The 25200-nt window shown below is 46.6% G+C and carries 26 protein-coding genes; 10 read left to right on the top strand and 16 right to left on the bottom strand.

From position 1 onward, the window contains the following. Positions 1-40 precede the first annotated feature (40 nt). The 3 genes from K9W43_07165 to K9W43_07175 all read right to left on the bottom strand — a co-directional run bounded on the left by K9W43_07165 (position 41) and on the right by K9W43_07175 (position 3579). Positions 41-1564: a type II secretion system F family protein gene (locus tag K9W43_07165; GenBank protein MCF2137012.1), complete on the bottom strand. Its 1524-nt coding sequence runs from the start codon at positions 1562-1564 to the stop codon at positions 41-43. A 123-nt stretch (positions 1565-1687) separates the two neighbouring features. Beyond that, the gene (locus K9W43_07170) at positions 1688-2134 is read right to left on the bottom strand and encodes a hypothetical protein (GenBank protein MCF2137013.1); all 447 of its coding nucleotides are present in this window, start codon (positions 2132-2134) and stop codon (positions 1688-1690) included. A gap of 188 nt (positions 2135-2322) precedes the next feature. Beyond that, positions 2323-3579 (bottom strand): hypothetical protein, encoded by a 1257-nt coding sequence (locus tag K9W43_07175; GenBank protein ID MCF2137014.1) that lies wholly within the window; start codon positions 3577-3579, stop codon positions 2323-2325. A gap of 227 nt (positions 3580-3806) precedes the next feature. Between K9W43_07175 and K9W43_07180 the strand changes: the two genes are divergently transcribed. Continuing rightward, entirely contained in the window at positions 3807-4112 is a 306-nt protein-coding gene (locus tag K9W43_07180; protein ID MCF2137015.1) for a transcriptional regulator, read from the top strand. Positions 4113-4122: 10 nt separating this feature from the next. Here the strand turns inward: K9W43_07180 and K9W43_07185 are convergent, their stop codons facing one another. The 3 genes from K9W43_07185 to K9W43_07195 all read right to left on the bottom strand — a co-directional run bounded on the left by K9W43_07185 (position 4123) and on the right by K9W43_07195 (position 6806). Beyond that, positions 4123-4437, bottom strand: coding sequence for a hypothetical protein (locus tag K9W43_07185; GenBank protein ID MCF2137016.1), 315 nt, complete (start codon positions 4435-4437; stop codon positions 4123-4125). Next, positions 4434-5708, bottom strand: a complete 1275-nt coding sequence (locus tag K9W43_07190) for an endonuclease Q family protein (protein ID MCF2137017.1) — start codon at positions 5706-5708, stop codon at positions 4434-4436. The genes K9W43_07185 and K9W43_07190 overlap by 4 nt, the downstream gene beginning before the upstream one ends. A gap of 108 nt (positions 5709-5816) precedes the next feature. After that, positions 5817-6806, bottom strand: a complete 990-nt coding sequence (locus tag K9W43_07195; protein ID MCF2137018.1) for an alcohol dehydrogenase catalytic domain-containing protein — start codon at positions 6804-6806, stop codon at positions 5817-5819. 471 nt (positions 6807-7277) lie between these two features. Between K9W43_07195 and K9W43_07200 the strand changes: the two genes are divergently transcribed. The 8 genes from K9W43_07200 to K9W43_07235 all read left to right on the top strand — a co-directional run bounded on the left by K9W43_07200 (position 7278) and on the right by K9W43_07235 (position 14442). After that, positions 7278-8762 carry an NYN domain-containing protein gene (locus K9W43_07200; GenBank protein ID MCF2137019.1) on the top strand — a complete coding sequence of 495 codons (1485 nt, stop codon included), beginning with the start codon at positions 7278-7280 and terminating at the stop codon, positions 8760-8762. A gap of 154 nt (positions 8763-8916) precedes the next feature. Beyond that, positions 8917-9987: a 5,10-methylenetetrahydromethanopterin reductase gene (locus tag K9W43_07205; protein MCF2137020.1), complete on the top strand. Its 1071-nt coding sequence runs from the start codon at positions 8917-8919 to the stop codon at positions 9985-9987. Continuing rightward, entirely contained in the window at positions 9984-10871 is an 888-nt protein-coding gene (locus tag K9W43_07210) for a hypothetical protein (GenBank protein MCF2137021.1), read from the top strand. The genes K9W43_07205 and K9W43_07210 overlap by 4 nt, the downstream gene beginning before the upstream one ends. Positions 10872-11120: 249 nt before the next feature. Then, positions 11121-11723, top strand: coding sequence for a hypothetical protein (locus tag K9W43_07215; protein ID MCF2137022.1), 603 nt, complete (start codon positions 11121-11123; stop codon positions 11721-11723). A 161-nt stretch (positions 11724-11884) separates the two neighbouring features. After that, the gene (locus K9W43_07220) at positions 11885-12889 is read left to right on the top strand and encodes an MBL fold metallo-hydrolase (GenBank protein ID MCF2137023.1); all 1005 of its coding nucleotides are present in this window, start codon (positions 11885-11887) and stop codon (positions 12887-12889) included. Between the two features lie 9 nt (positions 12890-12898). Further along, entirely contained in the window at positions 12899-13462 is a 564-nt protein-coding gene (locus K9W43_07225) for a hypothetical protein (GenBank protein MCF2137024.1), read from the top strand. A 13-nt stretch (positions 13463-13475) separates the two neighbouring features. Next, a complete protein-coding gene (locus K9W43_07230; protein ID MCF2137025.1) occupies positions 13476-13733 on the top strand; it encodes a DUF131 domain-containing protein in 258 nt (85 codons plus the stop codon). A 439-nt stretch (positions 13734-14172) separates the two neighbouring features. After that, complete coding sequence (locus tag K9W43_07235) at positions 14173-14442, top strand: hypothetical protein (GenBank protein MCF2137026.1); 270 nt, start codon at positions 14173-14175, stop codon at positions 14440-14442. Here the strand turns inward: K9W43_07235 and K9W43_07240 are convergent, their stop codons facing one another. From K9W43_07240 to K9W43_07275, 8 genes are all read right to left on the bottom strand, one after another. Continuing rightward, complete coding sequence (locus K9W43_07240) at positions 14443-17079, bottom strand: DUF5814 domain-containing protein (protein MCF2137027.1); 2637 nt, start codon at positions 17077-17079, stop codon at positions 14443-14445. 69 nt (positions 17080-17148) lie between these two features. Further along, positions 17149-17922 carry a hypothetical protein gene (locus K9W43_07245; GenBank protein MCF2137028.1) on the bottom strand — a complete coding sequence of 258 codons (774 nt, stop codon included), beginning with the start codon at positions 17920-17922 and terminating at the stop codon, positions 17149-17151. Between the two features lie 8 nt (positions 17923-17930). Beyond that, positions 17931-19106 (bottom strand): hypothetical protein, encoded by a 1176-nt coding sequence (locus K9W43_07250; GenBank protein MCF2137029.1) that lies wholly within the window; start codon positions 19104-19106, stop codon positions 17931-17933. A gap of 146 nt (positions 19107-19252) precedes the next feature. Then, the gene (locus tag K9W43_07255; GenBank protein MCF2137030.1) at positions 19253-19456 is read right to left on the bottom strand and encodes a hypothetical protein; all 204 of its coding nucleotides are present in this window, start codon (positions 19454-19456) and stop codon (positions 19253-19255) included. Between the two features lie 76 nt (positions 19457-19532). After that, a complete protein-coding gene (locus K9W43_07260) occupies positions 19533-20300 on the bottom strand; it encodes a hypothetical protein (protein MCF2137031.1) in 768 nt (255 codons plus the stop codon). A gap of 164 nt (positions 20301-20464) precedes the next feature. Beyond that, positions 20465-21343, bottom strand: coding sequence for a hypothetical protein (locus K9W43_07265; protein MCF2137032.1), 879 nt, complete (start codon positions 21341-21343; stop codon positions 20465-20467). Positions 21344-21561: 218 nt separating this feature from the next. Beyond that, positions 21562-22071, bottom strand: coding sequence for a type II toxin-antitoxin system VapC family toxin (locus K9W43_07270; protein MCF2137033.1), 510 nt, complete (start codon positions 22069-22071; stop codon positions 21562-21564). Beyond that, the gene (locus K9W43_07275; GenBank protein ID MCF2137034.1) at positions 22037-22285 is read right to left on the bottom strand and encodes a ribbon-helix-helix domain-containing protein; all 249 of its coding nucleotides are present in this window, start codon (positions 22283-22285) and stop codon (positions 22037-22039) included. The genes K9W43_07270 and K9W43_07275 overlap by 35 nt, the downstream gene beginning before the upstream one ends. A 169-nt stretch (positions 22286-22454) precedes the next feature. On the opposite strand from K9W43_07275, the gene K9W43_07280 reads away from it, so the two are divergent. After that, on the top strand, positions 22455-22685 hold the full coding sequence (locus tag K9W43_07280; protein ID MCF2137035.1) for a hypothetical protein: 231 nt from the start codon (positions 22455-22457) through the stop codon (positions 22683-22685). Positions 22686-22986: 301 nt separating this feature from the next. Here the strand turns inward: K9W43_07280 and K9W43_07285 are convergent, their stop codons facing one another. Both K9W43_07285 and K9W43_07290 read right to left on the bottom strand, forming a co-directional pair. Then, positions 22987-24753 (bottom strand): DASS family sodium-coupled anion symporter, encoded by a 1767-nt coding sequence (locus K9W43_07285; protein MCF2137036.1) that lies wholly within the window; start codon positions 24751-24753, stop codon positions 22987-22989. Between the two features lie 75 nt (positions 24754-24828). Beyond that, entirely contained in the window at positions 24829-25191 is a 363-nt protein-coding gene (locus K9W43_07290) for a hypothetical protein (protein MCF2137037.1), read from the bottom strand. Positions 25192-25200: the final 9 nt, after the last annotated feature.

Genomic DNA, 25200 nt, shown 5'->3' on the forward strand with positions numbered 1-25200 from the left:
TCATAGTCACTCGTACTAAAAAACCTATGTTCGCTGTGGCCTATGAGAGAAGTCCCATCATCGAACCTGCAAATACAAACGACAACCAGTATAAGGTGCCACTGATGAGACCCATTAGTCGCGGTCTGGAGCCATTTATCATCAATGTGCTCTGATAGCCTGTTGATATAGTCAAAGCCAGTAACGTAATTAGTAGAGGCGCGAGATCCCACATCGATATGGTTCCAAAGGTCGTGCCTCCTCCTTTGAAGAGTGAGGCCACAAAGAGGAACGGTGCAAGGGCAGATAATAGTCCCAGTACGATCGCACTTGTGAGACCAAGCAGGTACACCTTCAGCCGTTGTGCAGCAATGATCGACTCTCTCTCCTTTGCAACCGCTGTCCTCTTGATCAACCGTGTGACGATCCTACCTAACCGGATTCCGGCGTCTGTGGCCGAGGCCTCACACATTCGCCCCATGAGGCGGAACAGATACGCTACACGTTGGCCCAGTGCGAGTGAGGCTGCCTCCTCGATCGCCTCTTGAAGTGACATCTGTTGCTCATATATCAACTCAAGAAACCTGTCTACGATCGGTCTCACTTCTGGCGAGGCATCATCTCTACTCTGCGCCAATGCAACCTCTAATGTATCGCCTGTTCTTAGCCGCTCACTCACAAGCATCAGAAGGTTGAGGAACTCATCATACTCTCGAAGGATCTCTTTTTGCGTGGGTCTAGTGATCCCTTCATTCTGTGGTCTATCAAAGTACGCTGCAAAGGCGCGAGAGAATCTTGTTCGCAAGATGGCGTTCAGCCCGACAAGTATTGGGATCAACAGCATGACAAGAGGATTTGTGGCAAACCCCGCAAGTGATGCTGCAAGGGTGAACATGATCGGCGTGTAGGTTACCAGCGCAGCAACGATGAGTAACCTGCTCTCGAGTTCGAGATTCTTGGAACGCAGTACCATATCTGCCTCATACGATTCTCCCGACAAGGCCTCTAAGAGATCTGTCTTTTGTTCCATTGCTGAGAGGACTGCGGTGATGTATCTTCGAAGGTCATCAGAGGGTTGGTTTCGCGCAAACTCTGAGAGCAGGGTCTCGGGAGATATGCCCTCCATGATCTTTGCTATCATCTCTTTGAATGCCTGTGAGAGATACGGGTGATCGGATTCCGCGACCATCTCAATGGCGTCGAAGATGGTGCCTCCCGACTGAAAGATGAGCAAGAACTGTTCGAAGATGATATCCGCTTCTTCAGAGAGACTCAACTTGTATGAATTCATACGATTTACCGGGTATGTGGAAAAGGCAAAATAGACGAACAATGCATTGATGACGGCAAGTGGCACGACCGCCAATAATGAGAGTCCCAAGAACTGCCCAACACCAAAGACTGTGATCAATGTGAGAATTGAGTAGAGGTAGCTTCCCGCAACTACCTCTTGCGGAGTGATTCGAATGAGCGGTGCCAGAAACCTTGTGGCACGTTCCAGATCATGACTATGCTGGTGTCTTCCTGCACGAGAAAAGATGGGCATCTTTCCTGCTACATGGCACGCTCGTTCGTATAGTGTCATCTACATCCTCTGACCATCTTGTCTTCGCGTGGATACTTAAAATACACGACATTCTGAATTTGCAACGAGGCTTTGAATTGTGCGCCTCCTTTCATCAGGTGTTACTTGATCGACTCGGATTGTCTACTCTACAGGACTTGTCGGTTCAAGCCTTAGCTTGAGTCCTTTCCTAAATCCAAGAATCGTGACTCCTGCATAAAATATTCCAAACAAATAATGTCCTATGGCCATGTTAACAAGAGTCTTTGGCGTCACCAGATCGATAACGGAGTTCCAGAATATTATTAATAGAATTATGCCTGCAAGACCTATAATGACCAGCCCTGTGCCCAGCTCCGATCTCGGTTCACGAATACTTCCTTCCTCATTGTACCTCTCAGTATAGTATCCCAGAACAATCATGTTGATCGTTGGCATTTCTATGACAGTAAGGAAAATAAATATAACATTGACAAGTAGTGTCTGGTCACTAGGAGCGCTCTGGAGTCCAATTATTACTAATTGAATAAATACGATAATAAATAGTAAAATCACGCCCGCCCGAAAAAATAATTTTGCTGAGATATTCATTGATTACTACTCCGTTCTTCATACTACTATTGGTTCTTGTATGCAATTTTTGTTCACAATGTGCAAGAGAATTTTCAGATCTTATTCATGGAAACGATACCCGTCTCAGATATACATGTTCGGGAGATATTATCGCGCGCTAATTAATAGAATTTTATATGTGCTATTTGCCTGGTTCTCTAATGTTCTCAGAAAAAGTCATCTAGCCGGGTCTGTGTCCTGTATTGTACTATGGTATCTGATGCTTCCAAGTAGCGATCAATTGTGTTGATGAGAGTGGCACCAGCCATCTCAAGGGCCTCCTCAAGAGTCGTGACCTTTGTTGGTTCCCGTGAGAATGCACGTTTGGCAATCTCTCTAAAGCGCCAGACACCGAGTGGTACCCATTCTCGCGGATTTACTTCGAGAAAGACCAGCGCCCCGGCCTGTCGTCGGATATCATCCAGATACTTGAGAACAGGAAGGCGAACCGCATAGTATGCTCCGACTACATTTGAGGCATAGGTCGATCTGCCCTTTGCATACTCGTGATCCGAGATGACCGAAGGTCGTGGCCCGCTCAACCAGCATTCCAAGACTTCGAATTGCCATGCGCCTGGCATCATCAGGATAGTGACGGTATTTCCAAGTGCGTGGTCGGAGAAGACGAGAAAATCGTTGATTGATCTGTGGCGAAGTACCTGTCTATGCAACCTCTTGGACACAATATCATCAACTGCTGTGATGCTCCATTCTGTCGGGACCAGACGGCGTCTCTTTCCTGTTCCAAGGAGACCTATTGAGAAGAGTCGTGTCAGATGTTCCTGAGAGATCCCCTCGTCAAATAGAGTGGTCACTGCACTTACTGCCTTCAGGTCCGTGTCAGAAGTCACCTTGTCAACAGGTTTAGGGACCTTTGGATTATCCTCAAGGGTGAACGACTTGAGCGGTGCTGAAGGCCCCACTGGCAGAGTTCGTTCCGAGAACACACTGGTGAACTCGGGTCGCTTGAGAAGGAGTGCCTCGGAATCAGTAGGCGCTTCAGATAATGCCATTGTCTGGGTCTCAGCAAGAACACGTGGCGGATCGACCGCTGCGTCAACAGGGAGAAGTTGTTTAGTCCGAACCAGACGGAATCGGAGTGCCAAGATCTCATCCATTGAGAAGTCGAGCCAGAGATTCGGTTGTTCCATGAGTGCTGCTCGTTCTCCGCGGATCGGTGGGACCAGCGGACCAGCCAGCACCTTTGGATATCCAAAACTCCCCACAAAGACTGATGGTGGGGACGATCCCTCAAGGCTCATCCCACTGACTGCGCTGTCGATCTTGCTCAACGAGAGTGCACGCATGACCAGTGGGCAGGGACGAATCCCACACAGGGCCCTATGGCCCATGCACTTACTGCATACTCTCTCGTCAAATGACGGCTGAGACTTTTGATGATCGGCAAGTCGCATCTGTGGCATCAAGGCACACTCTTTTCTGGTATGTTGCTAATCCATATTCTTTGTCTCATATATCTACTTGAACGTATATAGGCATCATGGAGGGAGCACCGAAACTTGAGAGGTTTGAAAGCATTCCAATTCAGCACGTGCGGACTCAACTTGGGACTCCAGTAAAAACAGTTAGCACGTGCGGAATATTTGGTACGTGCTGAAAGTATATCTGTGCAGATGTTATCAAGACACCGATGCAAACTCGTAGAGAACGAATCGCCCAGCTATTAGAAGAATCGGATCACCCGCTCACAGCACAGGATATTGCAGAAGTTCTTGGTCTTGAGAACCGTAACGTTGTCTTCGAAGACATTGAACATATTGCAAAATCTGCAAAACGCGAGGGGAAGCGAGTGCTGATCCGTCCCGCCTCTTGTGGGAAGTGTGGTTACGTATTCACTCCCAAGTCTGCAAAACGTCCATCACGTTGTCCCAAGTGCAAGTCCGAGTGGATCCTCTTGCCCGGTTATTTGATCCGTCCCGCAGGAAAACGGCAGTAGGTCGTTTGTTTCAGTCTTTATCCTTTAGGTCAACGACTCTCTTTACGCCTGCACCTGCATGTTTCACATCAGACACCCGTGAGACCACAAAATCCGAGAGTCCATACTCTGCCTCTTCAACGAAACCATGAACGATGACAGGCATGCCCACACGAGGCAGGAACCTGCACCGATCCATGACCTTTGCTGAGAGCTTGACACTGTACGTCTGACCTGTCTCCTCATCCTGGACAACAATTGTTGTTGTTCCATACCATCTATGCGTCCCAACACGTGTAGTGGTGCTTCTCCCAACTTCTCTAATGATCCCTTTTACAACAGTCATGTTTTTTCACTCCATGGAGCGACCACTTGGCCATACCGGCCTCCACCGCCCGGAATGTATCCGACCTCTCCTGAGCGGTAACTGAGAATGACTTCACTTATTCTCTTGTTAACATTTGCAATTGGTCGTTCATCAGCCTCTGTCAAGATGTAGGTCTCGGTGCCAACACTTGAGATAAGCTGGTCGTACAAGCTTCTGACACGTTTAGATGTTGTCGATTTCACACCTAATGAGACTCGGATCAGTTCAGTAAGTGGTGGCATGTGAAGATATGGTGGTCGGTGTGGTGGTGACTTGCTCTTCACCTCTCCGATCATCTTTGCTCTATCGCGTACACCGAGTCGCAATCTCTTTCCACAGGCTGGGCACTTGATCCTTCTCTCGTGGATATCGCTGAGCAACTCTGCCTGTTCCTCAGGAGACCCCACACGGAAGTACACATTCATCTCATCGAAACTTGGTGGACCATCTCCCTCTTCGAGAATCAGAGTGCGGCGGCAAGAGCTACAGAATGAGAGATAGTATTTGCCAAGGCGTGGATCCAATCCAACATTGAGCGTCGCGCCTCGTCCCCCCTCCCGTTTGAGGGCCTTTGCTATCTCATCATATGTTGGCTGTTCGACCTCAAGTCTGACAAATTCTCGTCCAAGCTTATTTGGTGTCGGCGAATGCGCGTCGCTTGATGTGATGAATGTACGGTTTCGAAGTTCTGGAATATGATCCGCGATCTCCGTGTCTGCTGAGAGTCCCAGCTCGATGAAATGGATATGCTGCACCTCTTGACCATAGCAGGCTGCGAGTGAGTCGTATTTTCCTTCGCGGAATATTGAACGATATGGTGTGAACGCATGGGCCGGGCCGATGAGACCTCCCGCGTCCCTGACCAGACCTGCAAGCATCCCCCCATTTACATTTGCACGGGGCCGACCGCCCCACTCATGATCCAGATTTGGGGAATGAGGTCTCAGAAATTCTCTCAGTTGTTCCACAGCCTCAAAATCAGGCAATAGCACGACATGGTGGATCGCATCCTCATCTTCTATCTCTACGGTGATGATGAAGTAGACATCCTCATACTTGAGACCTTCATCTGTGGGTTCAAGGGTGGTCCGAAGATGATTCAGCCAATCCGGTTGTGTTGCATCTCCAGTTCCCACCAGCATGACCCCCTTCCGTCTTGCCCCTGCTGCGATATTTGGAATTGTCATGTCCTTGCTGACACCGATCGAGTGAGGTGAATGAATATGAAAGTCAGCATCAATCTGTAGCATTATATGTTCCTCGTGTTAAATCTGCACGAACCTTCTCACTATCTGAAATAGTGATCATGCTAATCGTGCGAGATTCCTCTTTAGACATTTTGACCCGGTCGGGTCGCATCAGATATTAATAATTACTTTTATGGCATTTGGTTTTGTTGCATACTCGAAAGCGGCAATCCCCTCGTCAATAACAAATTGTTTCGTCACAAGTCGCTTGACTTCGATGCGTCCCTTTGCAAGCATGTCCAGTGCAGTGTTGAAGGGGCCACCAAGGCTCCCTACAATTTTGAGACCTCGGTTTACGATCATCGCTGGTGAGATTCCTCCATTGACTCCGACCAAGCTCTTCAGGGCTACAGTACCTCCTTCTCTCACGATATCCAAGGCTGTGTCCAACCCCTCTTTTGATCCTGTGACATCTACAACCAGTCTTGGGCCTGCGCCTTCTGTGTTGTCTAGGATCTTTCGTTTCCAGTCTGCTTGGGTGTTATCAATCACGTGACGTAATCCGAGCTGTCTTGCCAGTCCAAGCTTCCAGTGATTCTTACCAATAAGATAGACCTCGGCTCCGGCCGCATCATATACCTGTGCAGTGAGAAGCCCTAACCGTCCCGAGCCAATTATTGCAACAACCTCGTCTTTTGTAGCAGGTGCGGCCTGTACTGTGGCAATCGCTGATGCTAAGGGTTCTGTGAATGTCCCTTCAATTGCATCAACACCTTCTGGCAGGACATGGATCATATCTGTGGATACGCTGATATATTCGGCCAGGCCACCGTCCGTTGTCATTCCTAATATTTCTCTATTGACACAGTGTTGACGCATTCCATGTCGGCAGTAGTAGCAGCGTTCACAAAAACGAAAGATCTCTGTGGTCACCGGGGTCCCTGGTTTGAGGGAGGGGTCTGTGCTCTCATGTACAAACCCTGAGATCTCATGGCCCAAGATGAGTGGGAGATCGGCATTCATTTCACCCTGCCAGATTGCTAGATCCGATTTACATAGCCCTACAGCACGGATCTCAATTCGGGTCTCGCCCGGCATGAGTGATGGCATTGGTGTGTCCCCAAGTTGGAGTCCATCCCGTGTGAGAATTAGCGACTTCATTGCTACCGCTATCTAAATCTGTCTTCATATGCTATAATCCCTTCGCTCGACTTTAGCGAGCCCTCGTTCCTCTCGCCTGAATCGTTATTTGCTGTTTCGCCTTTACCATTGATTGTAAGTTGGACATTTTATGTCGGTAGGTTCAGAGTTCGCCCACCAACGGCAGTAGGCACTAACTACCTCACCATCATAGAAGAGGTCATTCGTGAGATATTGTCGGAAGTAGTTAAACTCCTATTCTCGTGTTCATGAATGTCCAAGTCTTCAGCGGCTGTTGGCAACCCTGCAAGTTCTTGCACCGGGCATTAACTATCTTTGTAAATGTTTAACATACTCTGTAGTAGCATTACGACTTTTTATTCTCTGGCCTAAGAAGATTTATTTGTTGATTGTAGATTATTGTTTTATTAGTGGCAGGACTCGAATTCAACTTGCCTCGAGCAAATTATTGGTATACGAGGGTATTTACTAATGACATCAGTAGCCGTATTTTGGGATATCGAAAATTGTGCTCCACCTAAGAATATACGTGGTTCGCTTGTCGAAGAAAAACTACGTAAATATCTTACAGGTTTAGGGCCAATTAAGCAAATATCTGCTTACGCTCAGATGAAGGATTTTCCACATGAATTGAAGCAAGAGCTTCAACATTCTGGTGTACACTTGATAGATGCACCACACCTTTCGGAGAAAGATGTTGTGGATCACATGATTATTACAGACATGTATCTTTTTGCGATGAATAATGCACACCCACAAAAGATAGTGCTTATCTCTGGCGATATTGATTATGCATACCCTTTGGCAAGACTAAGGCAACATCAATATGAGATTATATTAGTTATACCCCCAGTTGGAGCGAATCGAATGCTAATAGAGCAAGCCGATGTAATTCTTGAATGGAATGACATTATGGGTCGGAGTGGTAGTGCTTCAAAAACAGGGTTCGAAGGCCAAAGAATGCGTTTTGAATTTTTAAGGTCTATTCTTGAAGAAATGGAACAAGATGGCATGACTCCTGCAAAAGATTTAAGCGAAATCGAAATACGACTTGATGCAAAATATCCCACTTGGAAACAAACCACGAAGTTCGATTCTATAGAAGAGTACTATGCAGCCTACGAAAAAGTTTGGGCTTCTACGACAGCTCAAGATTCCTTGGAAAATTCCGATATTGATGAAGAAGATGTTCACGAGGAAGTAGATCCTGATCGTTATAGTCCTTTGATAACGGTTTTGCATCAAGCTGAATCACAGGGCACTCGTGAACCCGAATTGGCATGGATTGGTATTGCACTTAGATCATTGATGGATGATCCGTTACGTTATCTAGGGATAAAGCGTTTGAAAGACTATGTGTTAGAAGCTCAAGAATATGGAATAGTCAAAGTTAGGCAAGATGGTCTTCAGCATTATGTTTCGTTGATTCACAAAGCAGAACGTGAGAAACCCTCCAGTCTTGATGATACAGATTTAGATTTGCTCGAGCAGGCACTTGAATCACTGAGGCAAGATGAAGTGATTCCTACGAGCAAGGCTGTCTTAGGACGTATGAGAGAACTTGGTGATGGTTGGATTGTTTCCAAGTCATCATATGGAAGTTTAAGGCATCTACTCGATGTGGCTAAAGATCAACGTGGAATAATCATCGAAACAAGTCACTCATTCCAACTTATTTTCCCCAAATCTGGAAAATTTGACTATTGGGATCCAAATGATAGTGATAACGATCCATTCTCCAACGAAGAATGGGTCGCCTTTGAAGATTTTTTAAAGGCACATAGTGATCTCAGAGTGAAAGGGCGTTATGGTCTTGCTAAGATGGTTAAAGACCAATGTGAGGTGTTATCCTCTCTATCGCTAGGAAAACTAACGGTATTGGTTCAGCTTGCTATAAACAAAGGCTGGTTGACATTTTATCAAGACAAATTAGGACTCTCTCCAATTTATAAATGACATTTAACAATACTATGTCTTAAAATCATCTGAATCCGTTATCGTGATTGTATGTTTACTTGACGGTCACCCGAGTAAAGATTTATTAATTTATTGTGCAATGACAGATTTATTTGATGGTCGTTCAGTATTTCTTAACGTTGGTGTTAATCTGATGGTTCTCTTGGGCATTGAGTTTGTACCCGATCGACCAGTAAAGGAGATAGTTGAGTGTGCACGACTTGCTGAGCAGGTGGGGTTCGATCACGTCTGGATAACTGATCACTACAATAACCGGAACCTATGGTGTACGCTCACAGCAATCGCTCTCAATACGTCACATGTGAAGATAGGTCCGGGCGTGACCAATCCGTACCATACCAGTCCTGCCCTCTCGGCAGCGGCAGTGGTCACTCTCAACGAGATCTCGCATGGTCGTGCGGTAGTAGGGATGGGTGCTGGCGATCGAGTGACCCTTGAGACATTGGGGCTCAAATGGCATCGTCCTGTGACAACGGTGATCGAGAGTATTCAGTCAATGCGTGCACTCATTCAGGGAAAGCGTCTGACCTTGGATGGGAAAGTCTTCCAGTTTCGTCGGGCAAAATTATCCTCTGTGCCAAGGCGACCGTTACTTGACGAGTCTGGTAAGGCAGTCTATAAGGATGGTAAGGTTGTGAAGACCGCCCCGCATATTCCCATCTATGCCGGGGCGCAGGGGCCGACAATGCTACGACGAGTCGCACCCTACGTTGATGGAATTCTCATTAATGCGAGTCACCCTCGTGATTTTGATGCGGCACTCAAGTCGATCAGGACGGGATTGAAGGGGACGGGTCGTGATATATCCGATCTTGATATTGGAGCTTATACTGCGTTCAGTATTGCTCCTACTCGTGAAGAGGCTCTCTCTGGCGACACACGAATGGTCGTTGCATTTATCGTCGCCGGGTCTCCAGACGAAGTGATTGAGCGACATGGCCTTACCATCGAGCAACGCGAGCAGATTGCTAGACTTCTTGAGAACGGCGATTTTGACGGGGCATCTCAGGCTGTCACTGAAGAGATGATCGAGTCCTTTGCAATAGTTGGAGACCGTGATTATTGCATTGAGCGAATCGAGGATTTGCTTAAAACTGGAGTCACACATTTTATTGTAGGCTCGCCTATTGGTCCGGATAGACGGGAAGCGATCAAGATGATCGGCCGGGAACTGATTCCCTATTTCAAGGAGGCACGTTCATGACTAAGGGTATGATCTACAACAGTCGGCTGATGCCACCAGAGCTTGACAAGTGGTTTGAGATGTGTGCGACCGCCGGTGTGGAAGTCTCTCAGGCACTGCGCAAAGACATTGAGGCCTTTGCACTACTAGATGATGTTCTCTTTTACGTGACTACGATCGAAGACGCACCGGTCGGCGGGGTTGCACTCTTCAGAGACCGTAAACGTTTGGGGATGATGATTGCCTCAGTCACGCTCTCCCCTGACTTTCGAGACCGATTGATCCGTAGTCTGATCAAGTCATCGCTCCCCTTCTTCAGGACCGCTGCAATCCGTGATATTGATGCGCTTGTGATTCCTGAAGGGGTCAGTCTTCCCGGGCCGGTTCCTCCTTTCCCGTACTCTTTCTTGTTGCCTGCTTGGGTTCGTCCGACCCTCGAAGAATTAGATTTCTCGTCTGTCGAAAAAATCGTATATGGTATAATTCAGTCACCCTTAGCAACACATGACAAGAGTATCGAGTGGGACAACTCAATTGATCCTGAAGTGATTCGTGATTTTGTCTGGGAGCAGCGTCATCTCACCGGGCTTGATAGTTCATGCGTCTGGCTCTCACTTGCTGTAGGTCTCCGTAAAGGCTCTGTGAGAAGCATAACTATCGATGATGAACTGTGTCTTGTCATTGGTTATTCTATTTGGGAGAAGACTTTGTTGATCGGACCACTTGTGTGGGACTCGGATCGAGTCGAGGACACATTTGTAGCAGCGGCCGTTATCGAATTGGCTCAAGAGTTGGGAATTAGTGAGATCCACCTCACTCTGCGTGAACGAAAACGTACTCTGTTAGACTTGTTGACCACTAAGCCTCTCAGTCAGGAAATCAGTCTATACCGGAAGCTTCTCTAGTGTATAGGTCATGCTCTTACTCCTTTACGGGTGTTGACTGATTTTCACGATTGATACTTGACCAGTCTTGAATTAATCTAGGCCGCACGATGGTTATTTACAAAACATCGCATACTATTCTCGTGTTATCATATTCGAAGAAATAATAACTTAATCCTTCTACATTTAGGATTGAAGTATAATGTTCGTATGAGATTTGATTCACGACTCATCTATAACTGTTTTATTTATAATAATGTGGGATTCAAAATGAGTTCTGAAGTGTCCGAAAAACAGATTCATGCTGAAGTTGAACGCATTGCGTATGCGTTAGGAAAAGACCCTCCCTCAAAAGTGGAAATAGATTTTGCAATTCCGATGAAAAGACCTCGTCTGGAAAAGAACGGTGAAAAATTGCTACTACATGGCGGTTGGGGTCTGCAAGACCTTCGTGATCAAATAGTATGGACACTTCTAGAGCCTGATCTTAAAAACCACGAGAATCCTTTTGTCCGTAATCCACACCGATATGATATGATATTGGCAGTCTTGGTATGTGCGGGATTTGCAGCTCTTATCATTACTTTTCCATTGGTTCCATTCCTACTGCGTATTCTAAGTATAGTGGTCCTTCTGGGAAGCTATCTGTTCGCAACATTTCATCTTGGGCATTACAAGAAAGAATACGCCACGATTGTTGGAGAGGCAATGCTAAAGACTAAGAATTGGCCTCAAGCACGGGCTGAACAATTCATCAAGAATGCTAATCGTATGGGACTCGGTCTTTCAGTGTTTTTGGCGGTCGTGCTAGGCGTTATGGGCATTGCTCTATCTATCATGTTCGATATATTTGACATCCCATCAATATTGTAATGGTATTGGCAAGGGACCTGTAAATTTTCATTTAGATCTCGCCTATAACATCGCCCACCTCTTGTCACGACTACGAGTGCGTCCTAGTTCTAGAACTGATGTGATGTCATAGTTCCTCCTCGGAAAGCCTTTTCTTACAGGTACAGTTCTCTTAAACAACCATGTCTGTTGTAAATGTCCGAGCAAGTAGAGGAGGTTTCGTTCTCGAGTACGGTGACATGCAGATTGGTTTTGATACAAGCGTTCCTAATGGACCCACACTGCTCTCTCATTCTCATGCTGATCATACACGATCCATCCAGCACGCGAGTGAGATCATTGCAACTAAGGGAACTATAGATACATTCACCGCACGTGGGGGTCGTGTCCACAGTAAAGTCACGATTGTCGAGACCGGCTCCAGCATCTTCTATGGTGATCTGATCATCACCGTACTGAATGCCGGACATGTCCTCGGTTCGTCAATGTTTCTCATCGAGCTTGCAGACAATCAGCGAGTGCTCTATACTGGTGACTTTAATACAGAAGACAGTCTAGTTCACTCGCGAGCGCATCCTGTTGATGCGGATGTCCTGATCATGGACTCCACCTATGGTGAACCACGCTGGGTGTTTCCAAGCCGTGAACGAGTGTATGGTGATATCGTAACGACTGCAAAGCAGACCCTAGACGAGGGCAAGACTCCCCGTTTTCATGCCTACTCACTCGGCAAGGCGCAAGAGGCAATCGCGCTTCTGCAGCGTGAAGGATTTGACGTGGTTACAGGAAACAAGAGTATAGATCGAGTCTCGCAGGTCTATAATCGTCATGGTTCAGGTCTCGAATTCACGCCGCTCGATTCGCAAGAGGCCAAGCATCTCTTCGAGGCCGGTTGTGTGGTGGTTTCCTCCTCCAATCGACATATGTTCTATAATCTTGCAAAGCTGATGGGGTCGCACTTGGCCAAACAGATCGAGGCGACCACGGAGGACTTTAATCTCTCTGGGTGGACATTATCACAATATGGAAAGGGTGGTCTTCCCCTGAGTGCCCATACAGACTATCCCGGGCTCATCAAGTTTGCAAAAGCGGTCAGCCCTGTGATTACGTACTGCTTTACGGAGAACGGGCGCGTCATGGCGGATGGACTGTCTAAAGAGGGGCTTGCTGCAATTCCGCTGGAGTAGGTGAGAACAATGGTTCACGAGAGCATTGCATCAGAGCTCGTCACTCCTGTTCATGCCAGTTCTTTTTTCTCGGTCTCACGGACTGGCGAGATTCACGAGCGGTTGATCTACGAGTATGATGATCCCGCCGGGTACTATCCTCATGTACTTGCAGATGACTCGCTCTACGAGACCGAGGTCTCAAAGCTGTGGGACAACATGCAATATTTTTTGGATAAGGAGCGTGTTGAGATCAATGGCCAACGAGTTCGGTCTGTTGTGAGGCATACCGATATCATCCCCAAAGGTACCACAAGTGTTATTGGAGTTATCTTTGTAATCGATTTTGTTGGGAATCTTCTGACTGGCCGGAACAAGATTGAGACCTGGCTTGAAGAAGAAGAGGCCCCCTACGATTTCGATATCATCTGGCGATTCCCTATAGGTACAACTATTGTCGAGATTGAGAGCTTGCTGGACTATGAGATCTCTGAGGACATCGTTGTGCTTTGGGCTGTCGAAGGCCAACAGGTTGGTGGTTATGAACGAATGGTATTCGATATCAAAATGAGCACTGATGAATGTAATGAGTAGGTGACAGTCATAGATGATGATGCAGGTAAACACTTTCTATCCAGCACTTTCACTGATGTTAATGGTTATCGGGATCATACTTGTGGTCTATGGACTGTGGCTTCACTTTGCTCAGTCGCACGGTGATGTTGATGTTGTTGAACATGAGAGTAAGGGCTTTATCCTTCTTGGACCGATACCAATAGTCTGGGGCTATGGCTGGAAAGGCTGGGTCCTCGCTCTTTTAATTGGAATAATCCTCTTCTCTCTCTTCTTTCTGTTTCCCTTCTGAAATCATGCGGACCAGCCACACTCAGGACAGATGGCTGGATTGGCTCCAATAGTCCGCACGATCACGCCATTCACCAGACATTCTGGGCATATGTTGAGTGGTTTTTTGCAAACGGGACAGTTTGTTGATCTCCCGAGATCCCTGATACACGTGATGGTCCCACAGGATGGACACTTGATGGCATGGGCGGTACAAAATTCGTTTCTGCAGTGGTCGCATCGCAATTTTGGTTTTTCTCTACAGATTGCACAGGTCTTTCCCATCGTATCGACCCCACTCATCTCATCTTAGTCCGAGCTGACTCGCACATAAGACTCTATCTCTTTGGCTCTATTAAGATAGTTGTAGGTGATACATAATCTTCGATACCATCCGAGTATTACCGAAAGATTACCAAATACTATAGTCATCTAGATAACGGGTATTGTTGGAGAGTAACATGATATTCCGATGTCGAAACTGTGGCGAGACTACAAGTGATATTGATATGGTCCTTGAAGGCGCATGCAAATGTGGCGGCACAAAGTTTGAGCTGGTGTCCGAAGATCCTCTTGGGGTCTCTACTGAGATATCCCCCAGAGAACGTATCCGGCGCGATCTTCATCTGTGGGTCGATCTCAATATCGATTCCCTTGATGTCAATGCGATCAACAATCTGCGCGTCAGGTTCGAATTTGATGATCCCACCAGCCACGCCATCTCGCGCTGATCATTCCTCTTTCGCCGATTTCTCTGTACCTGTCTCTTCTTTGAGGGGCTTTTCGATCATTGCGATCTGCCCCTCGATCTCAACTCCCAGATCGACCTTTCCGGCCACTGCTGCAATTCTCTGTACGGCTTTTAAATTATGAATTAATGAGTCGAGCCACGAGTATATGTCACCCGGATACGCCCAGAGATGAAACTCATCGTGCAGCTTCTTTGCCAGTCCAGTGGGATTCAATCCCGCCTTTCTATGTTCGACCAACCAACGTCCGAGCCGTATCTTTCCGTGGTCGCATTCCGGATAGAGTGGGCAGCCACAGTTGAAGAACGTACTTGCCCATTTTGCAAAGACATCAAAGACCCAACTTGGTAGACGGGCGGCCCCGCCTCGCTTTTGTGAGAGATCGCTTATGTCTGAGAAGACGCCCGAAAAGAGTCGAGTAGGCATGTGCGTCTTGAATGCAGAATCAACCTCGCCTTGGAGTTTACTGCTCAAGTATACATTCTCGAAGGGTTCCAGCTTGATGGCGATGTCGAGCACATCCATCTTGTCTGTGAGTTTGTAGACCTCAAGGCCCTCGGTGGGTTTCAAGAATGAGAGTGTTGTTGCCTTTCCGAGCGCAGTGACATTGATCCCATTTTGTACTCGCACCATGTGGTGGCGGACAAGATGTTTCAATGCATCTGATGGTGGTACTGACATTGAGAGATGTTTTCGGTAGACTCTTGCCACATCCTCAAGCTTTCTCACTCCCGTGGCACTGATGGATGCGAGTGCCTGTTCGGCTGAGGTCTCAAGATCAGCAAATGGCTCAACATCCTCAACAACGCCATTAAGGAGTTCTGCTGCAATTGCATCCTCTGTCCTGTCTTGGCCGCTGTGATACTTTCTATCTGGTTCAACAACAACATAGACCTTTCCACGATCATGTTTTCCTAATCTTCCGGCACGACCAAGCATCTGTTCGAATTCGGCTATCGAGAGCCAGTTTGCGCCCATAGCCAGTGATTCAAAGATGACCTGAGATGCAGGAAGATCGACACCCGCGCCGAGTGCAGCAGTCGTGACTACGCACGCATAGCGTTGTTTTGTAAATGCGTGTTCCACCCGTCTTCGTCTGTAGTACGAGAGTCCTCCATGATAGACGGTGGCTGAGACCCTCCGGTCACGGAGCCAATCGCTCAGTGCGTGCGCTCTTCGTCGTGAGAAGGTGAAGATGATCGTCTGTCCGCGATTGCCACTACTACTGATGTGACGGAATTCGCTGACCACCAGTTTTCGAATAATGCCCCACTTGTCTTCATCATTTCTAGCAAAGACCAAGTGACGCTCTAAGGGTACGGGGCGACCTGTGTAATTGACAAGTTTGAGTCGTAGTTCTTTAGCGAGCTGTTCGGGTGTTCCAACGGTTGCCGATAGAGCAAGGATCTGTGCACGCGGTGCATGATGTCTCAGTCTTACGAGCAGGCCATCGAGTTCTGGACCCCGCTCCGGATCAGCAAGGTTCTGGATCTCGTCAACAATGACCGTTCCGATCTCTCCAAGCTGTTTGGTTTCGCGTGAGCGAAAGATCAGGTCCAATGCCTCGTATGTGGCGCAGATGATATCTGACTTGGATACATCTGTATCAATGATCGGTCGTCCTTCTTTTCCCACATCCAGTCTTGACATGCCCACCTTGATCCCGGTTCTGAGACCCAGTTCTCTGTACCGTTTTCGCCAGAGTTCGTATTTCTCGTTCGTGAGAGCAACCAGCGGGGAGAGATAGAGCATCTTTTTGCCCTTCATCGCTCTGGGAATTCCGGCAAGTTCCCCGATGAGCGTCTTTCCCGAAGAGGTCGATGAGACGATGAGGAGGCTCTTTCCCTCAAGAAGCCCCTCGCTGATGGCAAGGTTCTGAACCGGGAGCAAATCGACATACCCGTTCTTCTTCAGGATCTTCTTGAAGTCATCGGGAAGTGGAAGGTCTGCCACTTTCTTTTTCACGCCAACCTCAATGGCGTCGATCGTATCTACGAGTGTAAGGTCAGGGTCTCTCGTGGGGTCGAAACCCGGCATGAGCATCTCGATCACACGAGGAACGGACTTGGTACGTGCCACTTGGAACTCAAGTTGCCTGAGCATACCCCGTGACATCTTCACGCCGATACTCTTCAATTCCGACTTTAGATCTGCGAGTGCACAGGTCATACAGACAACTTCTGTTGCTGAAACCTTTACGGCATTCTTCCTTGTCAAGACAGTCAGTCTGTCTTCTCTAAGGCAATGCATACAGACTGACACGATGTTCGGTTTCGTTGTCTGGATCCGTTCAAGAAAGTTCAGGAGCTTTTTCAAAAATGGTGGTGATGCCTCTTTTGGGATGATGATCCCCTTGGCTTTTCTGAGGATTTCGTGAAACTCTTTTGGCTGATAATAGACGGGCTTGTTGAACTTAACGAACCACGATCGTCGTATCTCGAGCAACCCGTTCTGTTTCTCTCCAAATTCTATCAGGCCCGCAAGTTGTGCGCGTTGGCGGTCTTTGAGGACAGCAGAGTAGACCTCGATTCTGCAAGATAGTTCTTGTCTGGTCTTTCGAAAGACCATAGTGAACGGCTTTGATAATAGCTTCTGAATTCTCGCATCGGCTACTTCCAACGTGGATATCCTCATCTTGGTGCCTGATTAGCAAGCAAAGACCTTTGTGGTCTGGTCTGGATATAGGTTTCAGAGTTCGAAGATATATTTCTCCTCATTCTGTTTGATTGCCTTCATGACCTCTTCAAATTCTGCACGGTACGCTTCTTGACCGAGTTGTGTCTCCATACCTGCTTTCTCAACAATCATCCAATCCTTCATTGCTTCATCATCACTAAATTTGGAGAATCGTCGGAAGGGAATCGTCATTATTTTCACACGTTCGGGATTGAGAAAGCCTCTCTTGTGATAATGTGTGACTAGCCGTTTATACATGGGGCCGTTGGTTCCAGCCAGAATGAACTTGGCGCGTTGCACTCCTGATACATGCGTGACCTTGATCTTCTTTGCAAGATCGATTGCGTGTGCAGTCATCGGGACGGATGCCTCAGTATGCTGCTTCATGATGATTTGGCCGGGAAGGATGTTGCCATGTTCAACGATGATTTTACGGATGATTGTGACAATCTCCTCCTCACGTCCCGACTCGAGTGGGTCGATCACTTCAGGGTGAACTATATCAACTTCAGGAAGCGGCTCGTCAAGTCGGAGTTTGCTTGGATCAAACATCAGGCCCCCGACAAACTCGATGACATCCACGACTCTCCCTTTTACTTGTGCGGTCCCTTTGAAGATTCCCGGCCCAATTAGCATGGAAAACACAGTATCTCCTCGAATCAGTGACCACAGTTGACTGGAGAGGATCATGATGGTTCCTCTCAGTTCTGTCCCCTTGAGCACACCAATATCGAAATCATAGGTCTCGATGTCAATTAACCAGTACATCGGATTACTGCGCATCATGATGTTGGTCACCTGTTGTAGATGTTGTCATTAATGAACTTGAATACGAATTTTGCTGCCTGGATCTCGCGTTGGTCTATTGGTGCCAGACGGAGTTCGTCTACAACGCTCTCGGTATACTCCCCTATGGGTGATGAGTCCACCTTGAATCTCGTGGCGACTTCGTTTAGTGTCTGGGCAATGGCATCCTCAAGTGAGATCTCTTGGTACTCAAGAACGTGAAGTACTCTGGAGATTCGTTGGACAAGATACCTCTCCCGTTCCTCATCAGGACGACGTTTTGCCAGATATATATCTCGTTCCAAGAAATCATAAGGTGATGTCATATCAGGTTCTGCCTTACTGCCCCGTGTGGATGCAGCACCAAACTCAATGTATCGTGATTTGTCGCCACGTCCTAGTGGTTTGGGCACCATATGCAGAAGCAGATGCCCTACAGCCAAGGGGCTTAGCTTTGATAGGTCCTGTGACAGATCTTCAATCACTGATCTGACAGAGACCATTATCGAGTCCACTGTTGTGGAGTCGGAGGCTGTACCCAGCACCTTCAGAAGGAGTCTAAAGAGAGCCTGATTGCGTCGGCGTAATACAGGAAGGCGCCCTAGAAATGTTGCACGTGGCCACTTTGTGAGAGCAGGGCCGAAGGCAACGAGTGCATCCTTTGATGTGGACTTCGGATGATCCTTTAACCATTCTTGGACCAGCGGTGCGATTATGCCACCAGCAACCCTTGATCGTTCTCGAAGCACGATGAGTGCTTGTTCAGCAGTGGCATTCTCCGTGTTAAGGGCGCTCTCGAGATTCGCAATATTCCTGGTCTTAATCTCCATCTCACGTGAAAACTTTCCATAGATGTATTCGATCCATTTTCCCTCATTGATTGCGAACTCCAAGATGTTACCTGGAATGTTCGGTATCTCCTCTCTCACTGAGGCTCTTCTCTGAAGCTCAAATGCAATGAGGTCGATCGCATTTCGCAGATTCAGAATGTTGTCCATGTCTATGAGATACGCTATGATTGCAACTTGTAGCGGGCAATCGTACTCCTCAGCAATTCTTCTTGCATGATCGATTGGGACTCGGAATGCTCGTGTTCGAAGGTTTGTATATTTTTCCTGAAACTCGCTGACCAATCCACGTTGACTTTCCCCTGCCATTCGTTTGAGTTCTGATTCAGGAAGCAACTTGTTCTCCTCTACCTAGAGGATATTATCCTCACATGAAAGAGAAACTTCTTTTCCGTTATGAATGATATTGTGGTATATCCTGTTTATTACAGTTGGACCGCCGCTGCTGAATAACAGACTCATCTATGATGATGATGATTCTCTTACACGCCCATCCAGAGCATCAAGAATTGAAGTCCAAGACCGAAAAAGACTGCACCAATGATCCCCGCAAGAGCGACCTTAGTCTTTGAAAAGTGGCGGCTGTGCTCCACATGAACAGCTAGCCAGCCGAATGCAAACACTCCAAAGGCTATAAAGACGATTGATAGAGGGAGAAAGAAAGTTAGAATATCTATCTGGAGCATATCTGTGCCACCTATTTACTGTGTACTTTGCCATTTTTATTTTGATGTGGATTTAAAGGTCACGGTCAGTTGTTTCTCAGGCCGTGAACGGAAACTCGGAAGTGTACGTGGTCCCATCGATATCTACTCGGCGTATAAGCTTGCCAGTCTTCTTTGCAAGCCTGCGTTTCTCGGCGAATGAGAGACCCGGATCATCTGGAATCTCTATCTCTTCGATGATGATGTCCTGATGGATCTTGATCTTCTTGGTCTTGTCCGGTATCTTATCTGCAACATCGAGGAGGACCTCTTTGAGGAGAAAGTCCCAGACCTCAGGAGTTCGGCCCAGAGCGCCCTTTGAAAATACGGGGTCCTTCTCAGAGTCGCCCTCGTCACCTCCGGCTGGCGATTTCGGGAACGATGTCTTTGTAGTGATCTTCCACGGTTTTGAGCCGTCCTGTGGGCTGAGTGTTAGCAGGAAAAAGGTCGTTGGATCATCATGTTCTAAGAGTTCCTTCAAATGTTCTGATGGAACTACCTCTTTGATCTTCGCCTTGTAGGTCGTGGCGCCCTTGCCCTTTGCTACTCTCCACTCCAATGGCATGGCTATCTTGCTGAACTCGTCGCGTCTGTCCTGATATGTTGTGATGACGCCTGCGATCTTCTGTTGGCCTTCTGGAACACTATTTGCATAGGCCCGGATAAAGACCTTCTCGAAGTCAAGGTCGGCCTTGAAACCCACCTTCTTTGAAGACAGGGTCAGAAATGCACGTGGTCCGGGGTGCACCCCTTTGCCGTATTTGAGTATCTTTGCATGAACGAATTCGTCAGCCTTTCCTTCAATGATCTTTGCTAGCCAGTCCATTATTTGACGCCTCGCTCTCTCTGCACCTCGGTCCCTGATTTAAGCTCTTCGCACATGTTATTGTTGTACCACTGTTATCTCTTGGATCATTAATTGGTGTTTTTATTATTCTCACATGAATATGTTCTTGAACCTGTTCTGCTGTTGTATGATGAGCTTCAAAATCATTTACTTGAAACAAGTATGATAAGGAACCACAAGAGTATACTCAGTAATGCAAAAATCCGAATAATTGCCATAGCAGTCGGTAGTTGATTGGTGTTGATAGTTTGTAGAGTGTTATTAATGTCTTCGATGAACCTATTGGTCTTGTTTTTCTTCTGAAGATCGTCTTCCGGATTTGATTCAGGTTGCTGCCTACCGGGTTCTCTTTCAATTGTTTCAACAAGCTTTCGAGCATCGGCCTTGATTACCTGGTCGCTCATTTTTTTATATTTTCCAAATTCTCTTTGTAGGGTATAACTAAATAGTATTATAATTATGGGCGCCATCAAAATTGGTCCCATTATCTTATTTATATTAATAGCTGCGTTATTGGTGGAGTTTGCCCAATTGTTTGTCAGGAATAATGTTAGGATAGAAATAATAATATTTGTAATTACTATGAACTTTTGAGTGGATACAGCTTTGAGCATTGTCAAATTGATGTTCCTGTAAATTTCTGCAAACCGGGAATCATCAATGGACATATGTTTCAATAAAATTTTCAAGAAAATCGGTGGGCAAAATGTTACAGTATTTACTGGTGAGATTATTTTATATGTCATATAACAGAACACAAGTATTGCGACTAAAATCACGAAATAAGGTATTCCTGCTTTTGTTACCAATTCATCATTTGTTGTAGGAATGATATGCCCTTCAAAGGCAATATTCACAATATACAAGAAGACAGTATCTATGAAAATACATACTGTGAGCCATGCATCTATGAATAATCCGAGATGATAATTTCCCTTCTCACATCCGGAATAATCTATTGCTTGTTCATTAGACAAGTCGTAATGTGTATCCTTTTCCTGATCATCATGGTTCTTAGACACACTTAATCTTTCTCCTCTCTTGATGATTCATACATAAAACGCACTTTAACTTGATGTGACTTGTGGGCGTGACAGGATGATCCTCCATTTTTGCGTGTCCTTCTTTCCAGCTCTTCATCTGTATTCTTTGATATGTTCTCAGGCATAGATGAGCAGTGTCAAAATATGATAAACTTGTGATATGCGATTTAGACAGTGGCATTAGGAATAGCAACATATCAAGTCAACTGCTTGAATTTTTTCTGAAATGTATCGATTCTCATTGTTGTTGACCAAATTGCCAGTTTATGAGCGCTCATGCGATTCTTCAATCGCTTAAAATGGAAATCGTCCACGATAATTGCACTACATCTCTGGTCTATTGCTGAGGCTAGGTGGAGTGCATCTGAGGCGTACAAGTTATATTTTGATATAAATTGCCTTGCCAAATCAAGTACTTCATTTGTGATCTGTAATTCCACTAATTGGTTCTTGTACATTAGTTGTTGCCATTTGACTTCAATGAATTCAAGAAGGTCTTTACCCTCCTTCTTTGTGATCTCTTTCTGATTTATCCTCTTTTGTACTGCTCGTGCCAACTCTAGTCGTGTCCATGCGGAAGTCCGACATGATACCTCGTTATTTTCAATCAAACAATATTCGACAAGGTTTTTGCCCGGTTCTCCATACATAAGATCCCAAAGGGCAGAGGCTTCAAGGTATATTGCTATCTTCCTCATTGTGGTCATCCTCTAAGCCTCGCTTGTGGGTCTTCTTTTTAGCAAAATAAGTACGAGTCTCATCAAAAGTCTTCCATCGCAATGACTTGATCTTTTCTTCTTGCATCAACTCTCTAACTCCCGCCTTGAGTGCCTCACTTATAGATGAAAATACACCTTCAGCCACCAATCGCTCAAGAAATTCTTGCTCTTCCTTCGTAAGTCTTACTGATGCTACAGTCAAGCCGATAACCCTGACTATTATGTTTACAACTTGTATAAATGTTTACATCTTGTTGCTTCTGATATGTCACATCCTGTACTACTTTGTATCACTTCATTGACTTTTTCAGAGCGGAAGAGTATCCAATAGATTATATGTCTAGAGAAGAATGTTACTTGTGGTGCCAATAATGATTCGAGTGCGCATGGATGCCCAACGGCGAATACGCATTCCAAAGAAGGCAAAACTGGAAGGGAAAAATTTCTTTTTGGTTAAGCGCGGAAATTATCATATATTAATTTCCATACCTGATGACAAACCTGAACTCGAACTTGAAGAGCCAATTTCCGAATTGTTGCAATCTGCTGAAGAAGAGGTCTCATATGAGATTGCCATGAAATGGGAACGGACAGAAAAATAGCATGCTCATGACAATGGCATGTTACTTGCCTACTAGAAAAAGAAAGATCCTCTTCTAATATCAACCACAGAGAAGCTAGTTGGATTGACTAAGACAGGCAGACTAGATTTGACAATTATCATGTGTTTTCGTACTGGAGCTATTCTATGTTCTTAGGAATTTGACAGGAGTTGCATCTGCCAAGCGGATTGCGACATATCTATCTATAGTTCCTAATGTCAAACTAATGTCAGCTCCTATAGGCGATCAGCCTCTCTGCTTCTTCTTGAACAGTACAGACTCACTTCAATATTTGATGCCATCAATTATAGATGACAACCAGCCCCATCAGCACCCATAGATAGACGACTACAATTGTGACGACAAGGATGGCGATCATGTCTACGACGAGACCCGCCGTCACCATCTCACGCATCTCTATCTTTCCGGTACTGTAGGCGATAGTCGATGGGGGTGTCCCAGTTGGGAGTGCATAGTCCATCGAGACCGCAATAGCAATCACCATTGTTATGAGCAGGGGATCGATTCCCAGTTCTGAGGCGAGGGGGATTGCGATAGGGATCAATATGACTGCGGCTCCAGTGTTTGAAGCCACCATGGTCACCAAGACTGCAACGACTCCTATTATGATGATGACCAGAATTCCCGGTAGTGCACGGAGTGCCGACATTTGATGAGCTATGAACGTGGAGAGACCTGTGTCGATCATAGCGCCCCCGAGGGCGATGCCACTGCCTAAGATCAATAATGATGACCAGCTAATCTCGTGAGATATGTCATTCTCATCAATCAGTCCGAACACCATCAAGGCGAAGCCTCCTATCAAAGCCACGATTGAGCTTGAGATGCCATGACCTGGCCAACCAATTACTGCAACGATGAAGTCGGGGAGCTTCTCAGTGAGCCAGAGTCCTACTACGCTCACGAAGATCAGAAGGACAAGTTTCTGCTGAGTGGTTATTGGTCCGAGACGATGGTATTCCTTCTCGGAAATGCGTTTTAGCTCCTTGATCTCTTCAACATCTTTTGGGATGTGAAATCTGAACATGAGCCATTGCCAGATGATTGGAAGCATGATGAGGACGACTGGGAGACCAAAGGGAAGCCATCTCATGAACGAGAACTGTTCGCCCAAGAACGTGCTTATGTACGATGCAGCAAGAGGGTTGGGCGTGGAACCGACAAGGGTTGCAACACCACCCAGCGTTGCCGCATAGGCCACACCAAGTACGAGGGCCTTTCCGTACTTCTCTCTGACCTCATCTGTATGAATACGTGAGATGACGGCGAGCGAGATTGGAATCATGATAGCTGCGGATGCGGTGTTACTGATCCACATTGAGAGGAATGCAGATGCCGCCATGACCGTCAAGATGAGCTTTGGACCTGATCCTGCGCCTTTTGACAGGATGAGCAGTGCCATTCGTTTATCGAGATCGTATTTGCTCAATGCCCTGCCAATGAGAAAGCCGCCAAGGATGAGCGCGACGACAGGATCAAAGAATGGAGCGAGGGCGGTCCGCGGGCCCTGTATCGCTAATAGCACGATCAGAATTGGTATCATGATCGAGGTCGCAACAAGACTGATCCCCTCTGTGAACCATAGCACTGCAACGGTTCCAAGGAGCAGGGCCGCACCTTTTGACTTGACCAGCGGCTGATATGCAATTGTGAACGTCTGGCCGATCTGACGTGTGGGACGTAAGCTGACATCTCCCGTTGACGCCCCATGGAAGACGCCATGGATCTCATCCGCCTCCAATGGCTCGCCTGTGGCCAAGATCTTGATGGTGAATGCATTATCTGGGGCAATGACGACGGTATCGGTCAGTTCAATGGTGACATTTGTCGAAGTACCGTTGATCGTCACAGTAGATGTAGATGTCTCACCAGACTCAACAAAGGTGACGTTGAATGAGCGTGTAAGAGATATTCCGGATGATTCAATCTCAATGTCCACAGTATACTTTCCTGCCGTGATCTCGGGAGGCGCCACATTGTACAGGATGAGACCTATCATTGATGCAATAATGAGGATGGCAATGGTCTTTTTTGATACCTTGGACATTGATTCACATCCATGGATTATGCGAGTCTATCCCGGGAGTTTTCTGATAAAAAAGTGGTTGACAGCGGCAAGGGATCAATCAACTGGGCGATGTTTCATGATCTCGTCAATTCCCGTCAGAGGAAGGTTGAATCCCTTTGTACCAATGATCGTTTCAGTCTTTTCTACGAAATGTGCACTCTTTTGTTCAAGGGTCTCAAAGTGCTTCCTGAATGCTTCTATGGTCCCCTCATAGACGGTGAATCCAGTGTAGGATGTGCCAAATGCTCCAAAGCCCTCCACGATGATATTGAGACCGTGCGGGAGGTTTGCCTTGATCTCGGCCCATTCATTGAACCATGTACGTTTCTCTTCCTCACTAAGAGTGCGGAGTCGATAAAGAAGCACATAGACAAGTTCAATGCTTCCGGCACCATCCGGGACTCTGATTCCGGGCATATCTTATGA

This window comes from Candidatus Thorarchaeota archaeon (assembly GCA_021498125.1).
In the GTDB taxonomy this organism is placed as follows: Archaea; Asgardarchaeota; Thorarchaeia; order Thorarchaeales; family Thorarchaeaceae; genus B65-G9.

What these genes read in the sequence shown, in the direction of transcription:
- K9W43_07210 (MCF2137021.1), top strand. Translation starts at nt 9,984, where the DNA reads ATGACTAAGGGTATGATCTACAACAGTCGGCTGATGCCACCAGAGCTT.
- K9W43_07170 (MCF2137013.1), bottom strand. Translation starts at nt 2,134, where the DNA reads ATGAATATCTCAGCAAAATTATTTTTTCGGGCGGGCGTGATTTTACTA.
- K9W43_07205 (MCF2137020.1), top strand. Translation starts at nt 8,917, where the DNA reads ATGGTTCTCTTGGGCATTGAGTTTGTACCCGATCGACCAGTAAAGGAG.
- K9W43_07290 (MCF2137037.1), bottom strand. Translation starts at nt 25,191, where the DNA reads ATGCCCGGAATCAGAGTCCCGGATGGTGCCGGAAGCATTGAACTTGTC.
- K9W43_07230 (MCF2137025.1), top strand. Translation starts at nt 13,476, where the DNA reads ATGATGATGCAGGTAAACACTTTCTATCCAGCACTTTCACTGATGTTA.
- K9W43_07165 (MCF2137012.1), bottom strand. Translation starts at nt 1,564, where the DNA reads ATGACACTATACGAACGAGCGTGCCATGTAGCAGGAAAGATGCCCATC.
- K9W43_07235 (MCF2137026.1), top strand. Translation starts at nt 14,173, where the DNA reads ATGATATTCCGATGTCGAAACTGTGGCGAGACTACAAGTGATATTGAT.
- K9W43_07270 (MCF2137033.1), bottom strand. Translation starts at nt 22,071, where the DNA reads ATGACCACAATGAGGAAGATAGCAATATACCTTGAAGCCTCTGCCCTT.
- K9W43_07215 (MCF2137022.1), top strand. Translation starts at nt 11,121, where the DNA reads ATGAGTTCTGAAGTGTCCGAAAAACAGATTCATGCTGAAGTTGAACGC.
- K9W43_07200 (MCF2137019.1), top strand. Translation starts at nt 7,278, where the DNA reads ATGACATCAGTAGCCGTATTTTGGGATATCGAAAATTGTGCTCCACCT.
- K9W43_07285 (MCF2137036.1), bottom strand. Translation starts at nt 24,753, where the DNA reads ATGTCCAAGGTATCAAAAAAGACCATTGCCATCCTCATTATTGCATCA.
- K9W43_07220 (MCF2137023.1), top strand. Translation starts at nt 11,885, where the DNA reads ATGTCTGTTGTAAATGTCCGAGCAAGTAGAGGAGGTTTCGTTCTCGAG.
- K9W43_07280 (MCF2137035.1), top strand. Translation starts at nt 22,455, where the DNA reads ATGATTCGAGTGCGCATGGATGCCCAACGGCGAATACGCATTCCAAAG.
- K9W43_07175 (MCF2137014.1), bottom strand. Translation starts at nt 3,579, where the DNA reads ATGCCACAGATGCGACTTGCCGATCATCAAAAGTCTCAGCCGTCATTT.
- K9W43_07255 (MCF2137030.1), bottom strand. Translation starts at nt 19,456, where the DNA reads ATGCTCCAGATAGATATTCTAACTTTCTTTCTCCCTCTATCAATCGTC.
- K9W43_07225 (MCF2137024.1), top strand. Translation starts at nt 12,899, where the DNA reads ATGGTTCACGAGAGCATTGCATCAGAGCTCGTCACTCCTGTTCATGCC.
- K9W43_07245 (MCF2137028.1), bottom strand. Translation starts at nt 17,922, where the DNA reads ATGATGCGCAGTAATCCGATGTACTGGTTAATTGACATCGAGACCTAT.
- K9W43_07195 (MCF2137018.1), bottom strand. Translation starts at nt 6,806, where the DNA reads ATGAAGTCGCTAATTCTCACACGGGATGGACTCCAACTTGGGGACACA.
- K9W43_07185 (MCF2137016.1), bottom strand. Translation starts at nt 4,437, where the DNA reads ATGACTGTTGTAAAAGGGATCATTAGAGAAGTTGGGAGAAGCACCACT.
- K9W43_07180 (MCF2137015.1), top strand. Translation starts at nt 3,807, where the DNA reads ATGCAAACTCGTAGAGAACGAATCGCCCAGCTATTAGAAGAATCGGAT.
- K9W43_07260 (MCF2137031.1), bottom strand. Translation starts at nt 20,300, where the DNA reads ATGGACTGGCTAGCAAAGATCATTGAAGGAAAGGCTGACGAATTCGTT.
- K9W43_07190 (MCF2137017.1), bottom strand. Translation starts at nt 5,708, where the DNA reads ATGCTACAGATTGATGCTGACTTTCATATTCATTCACCTCACTCGATC.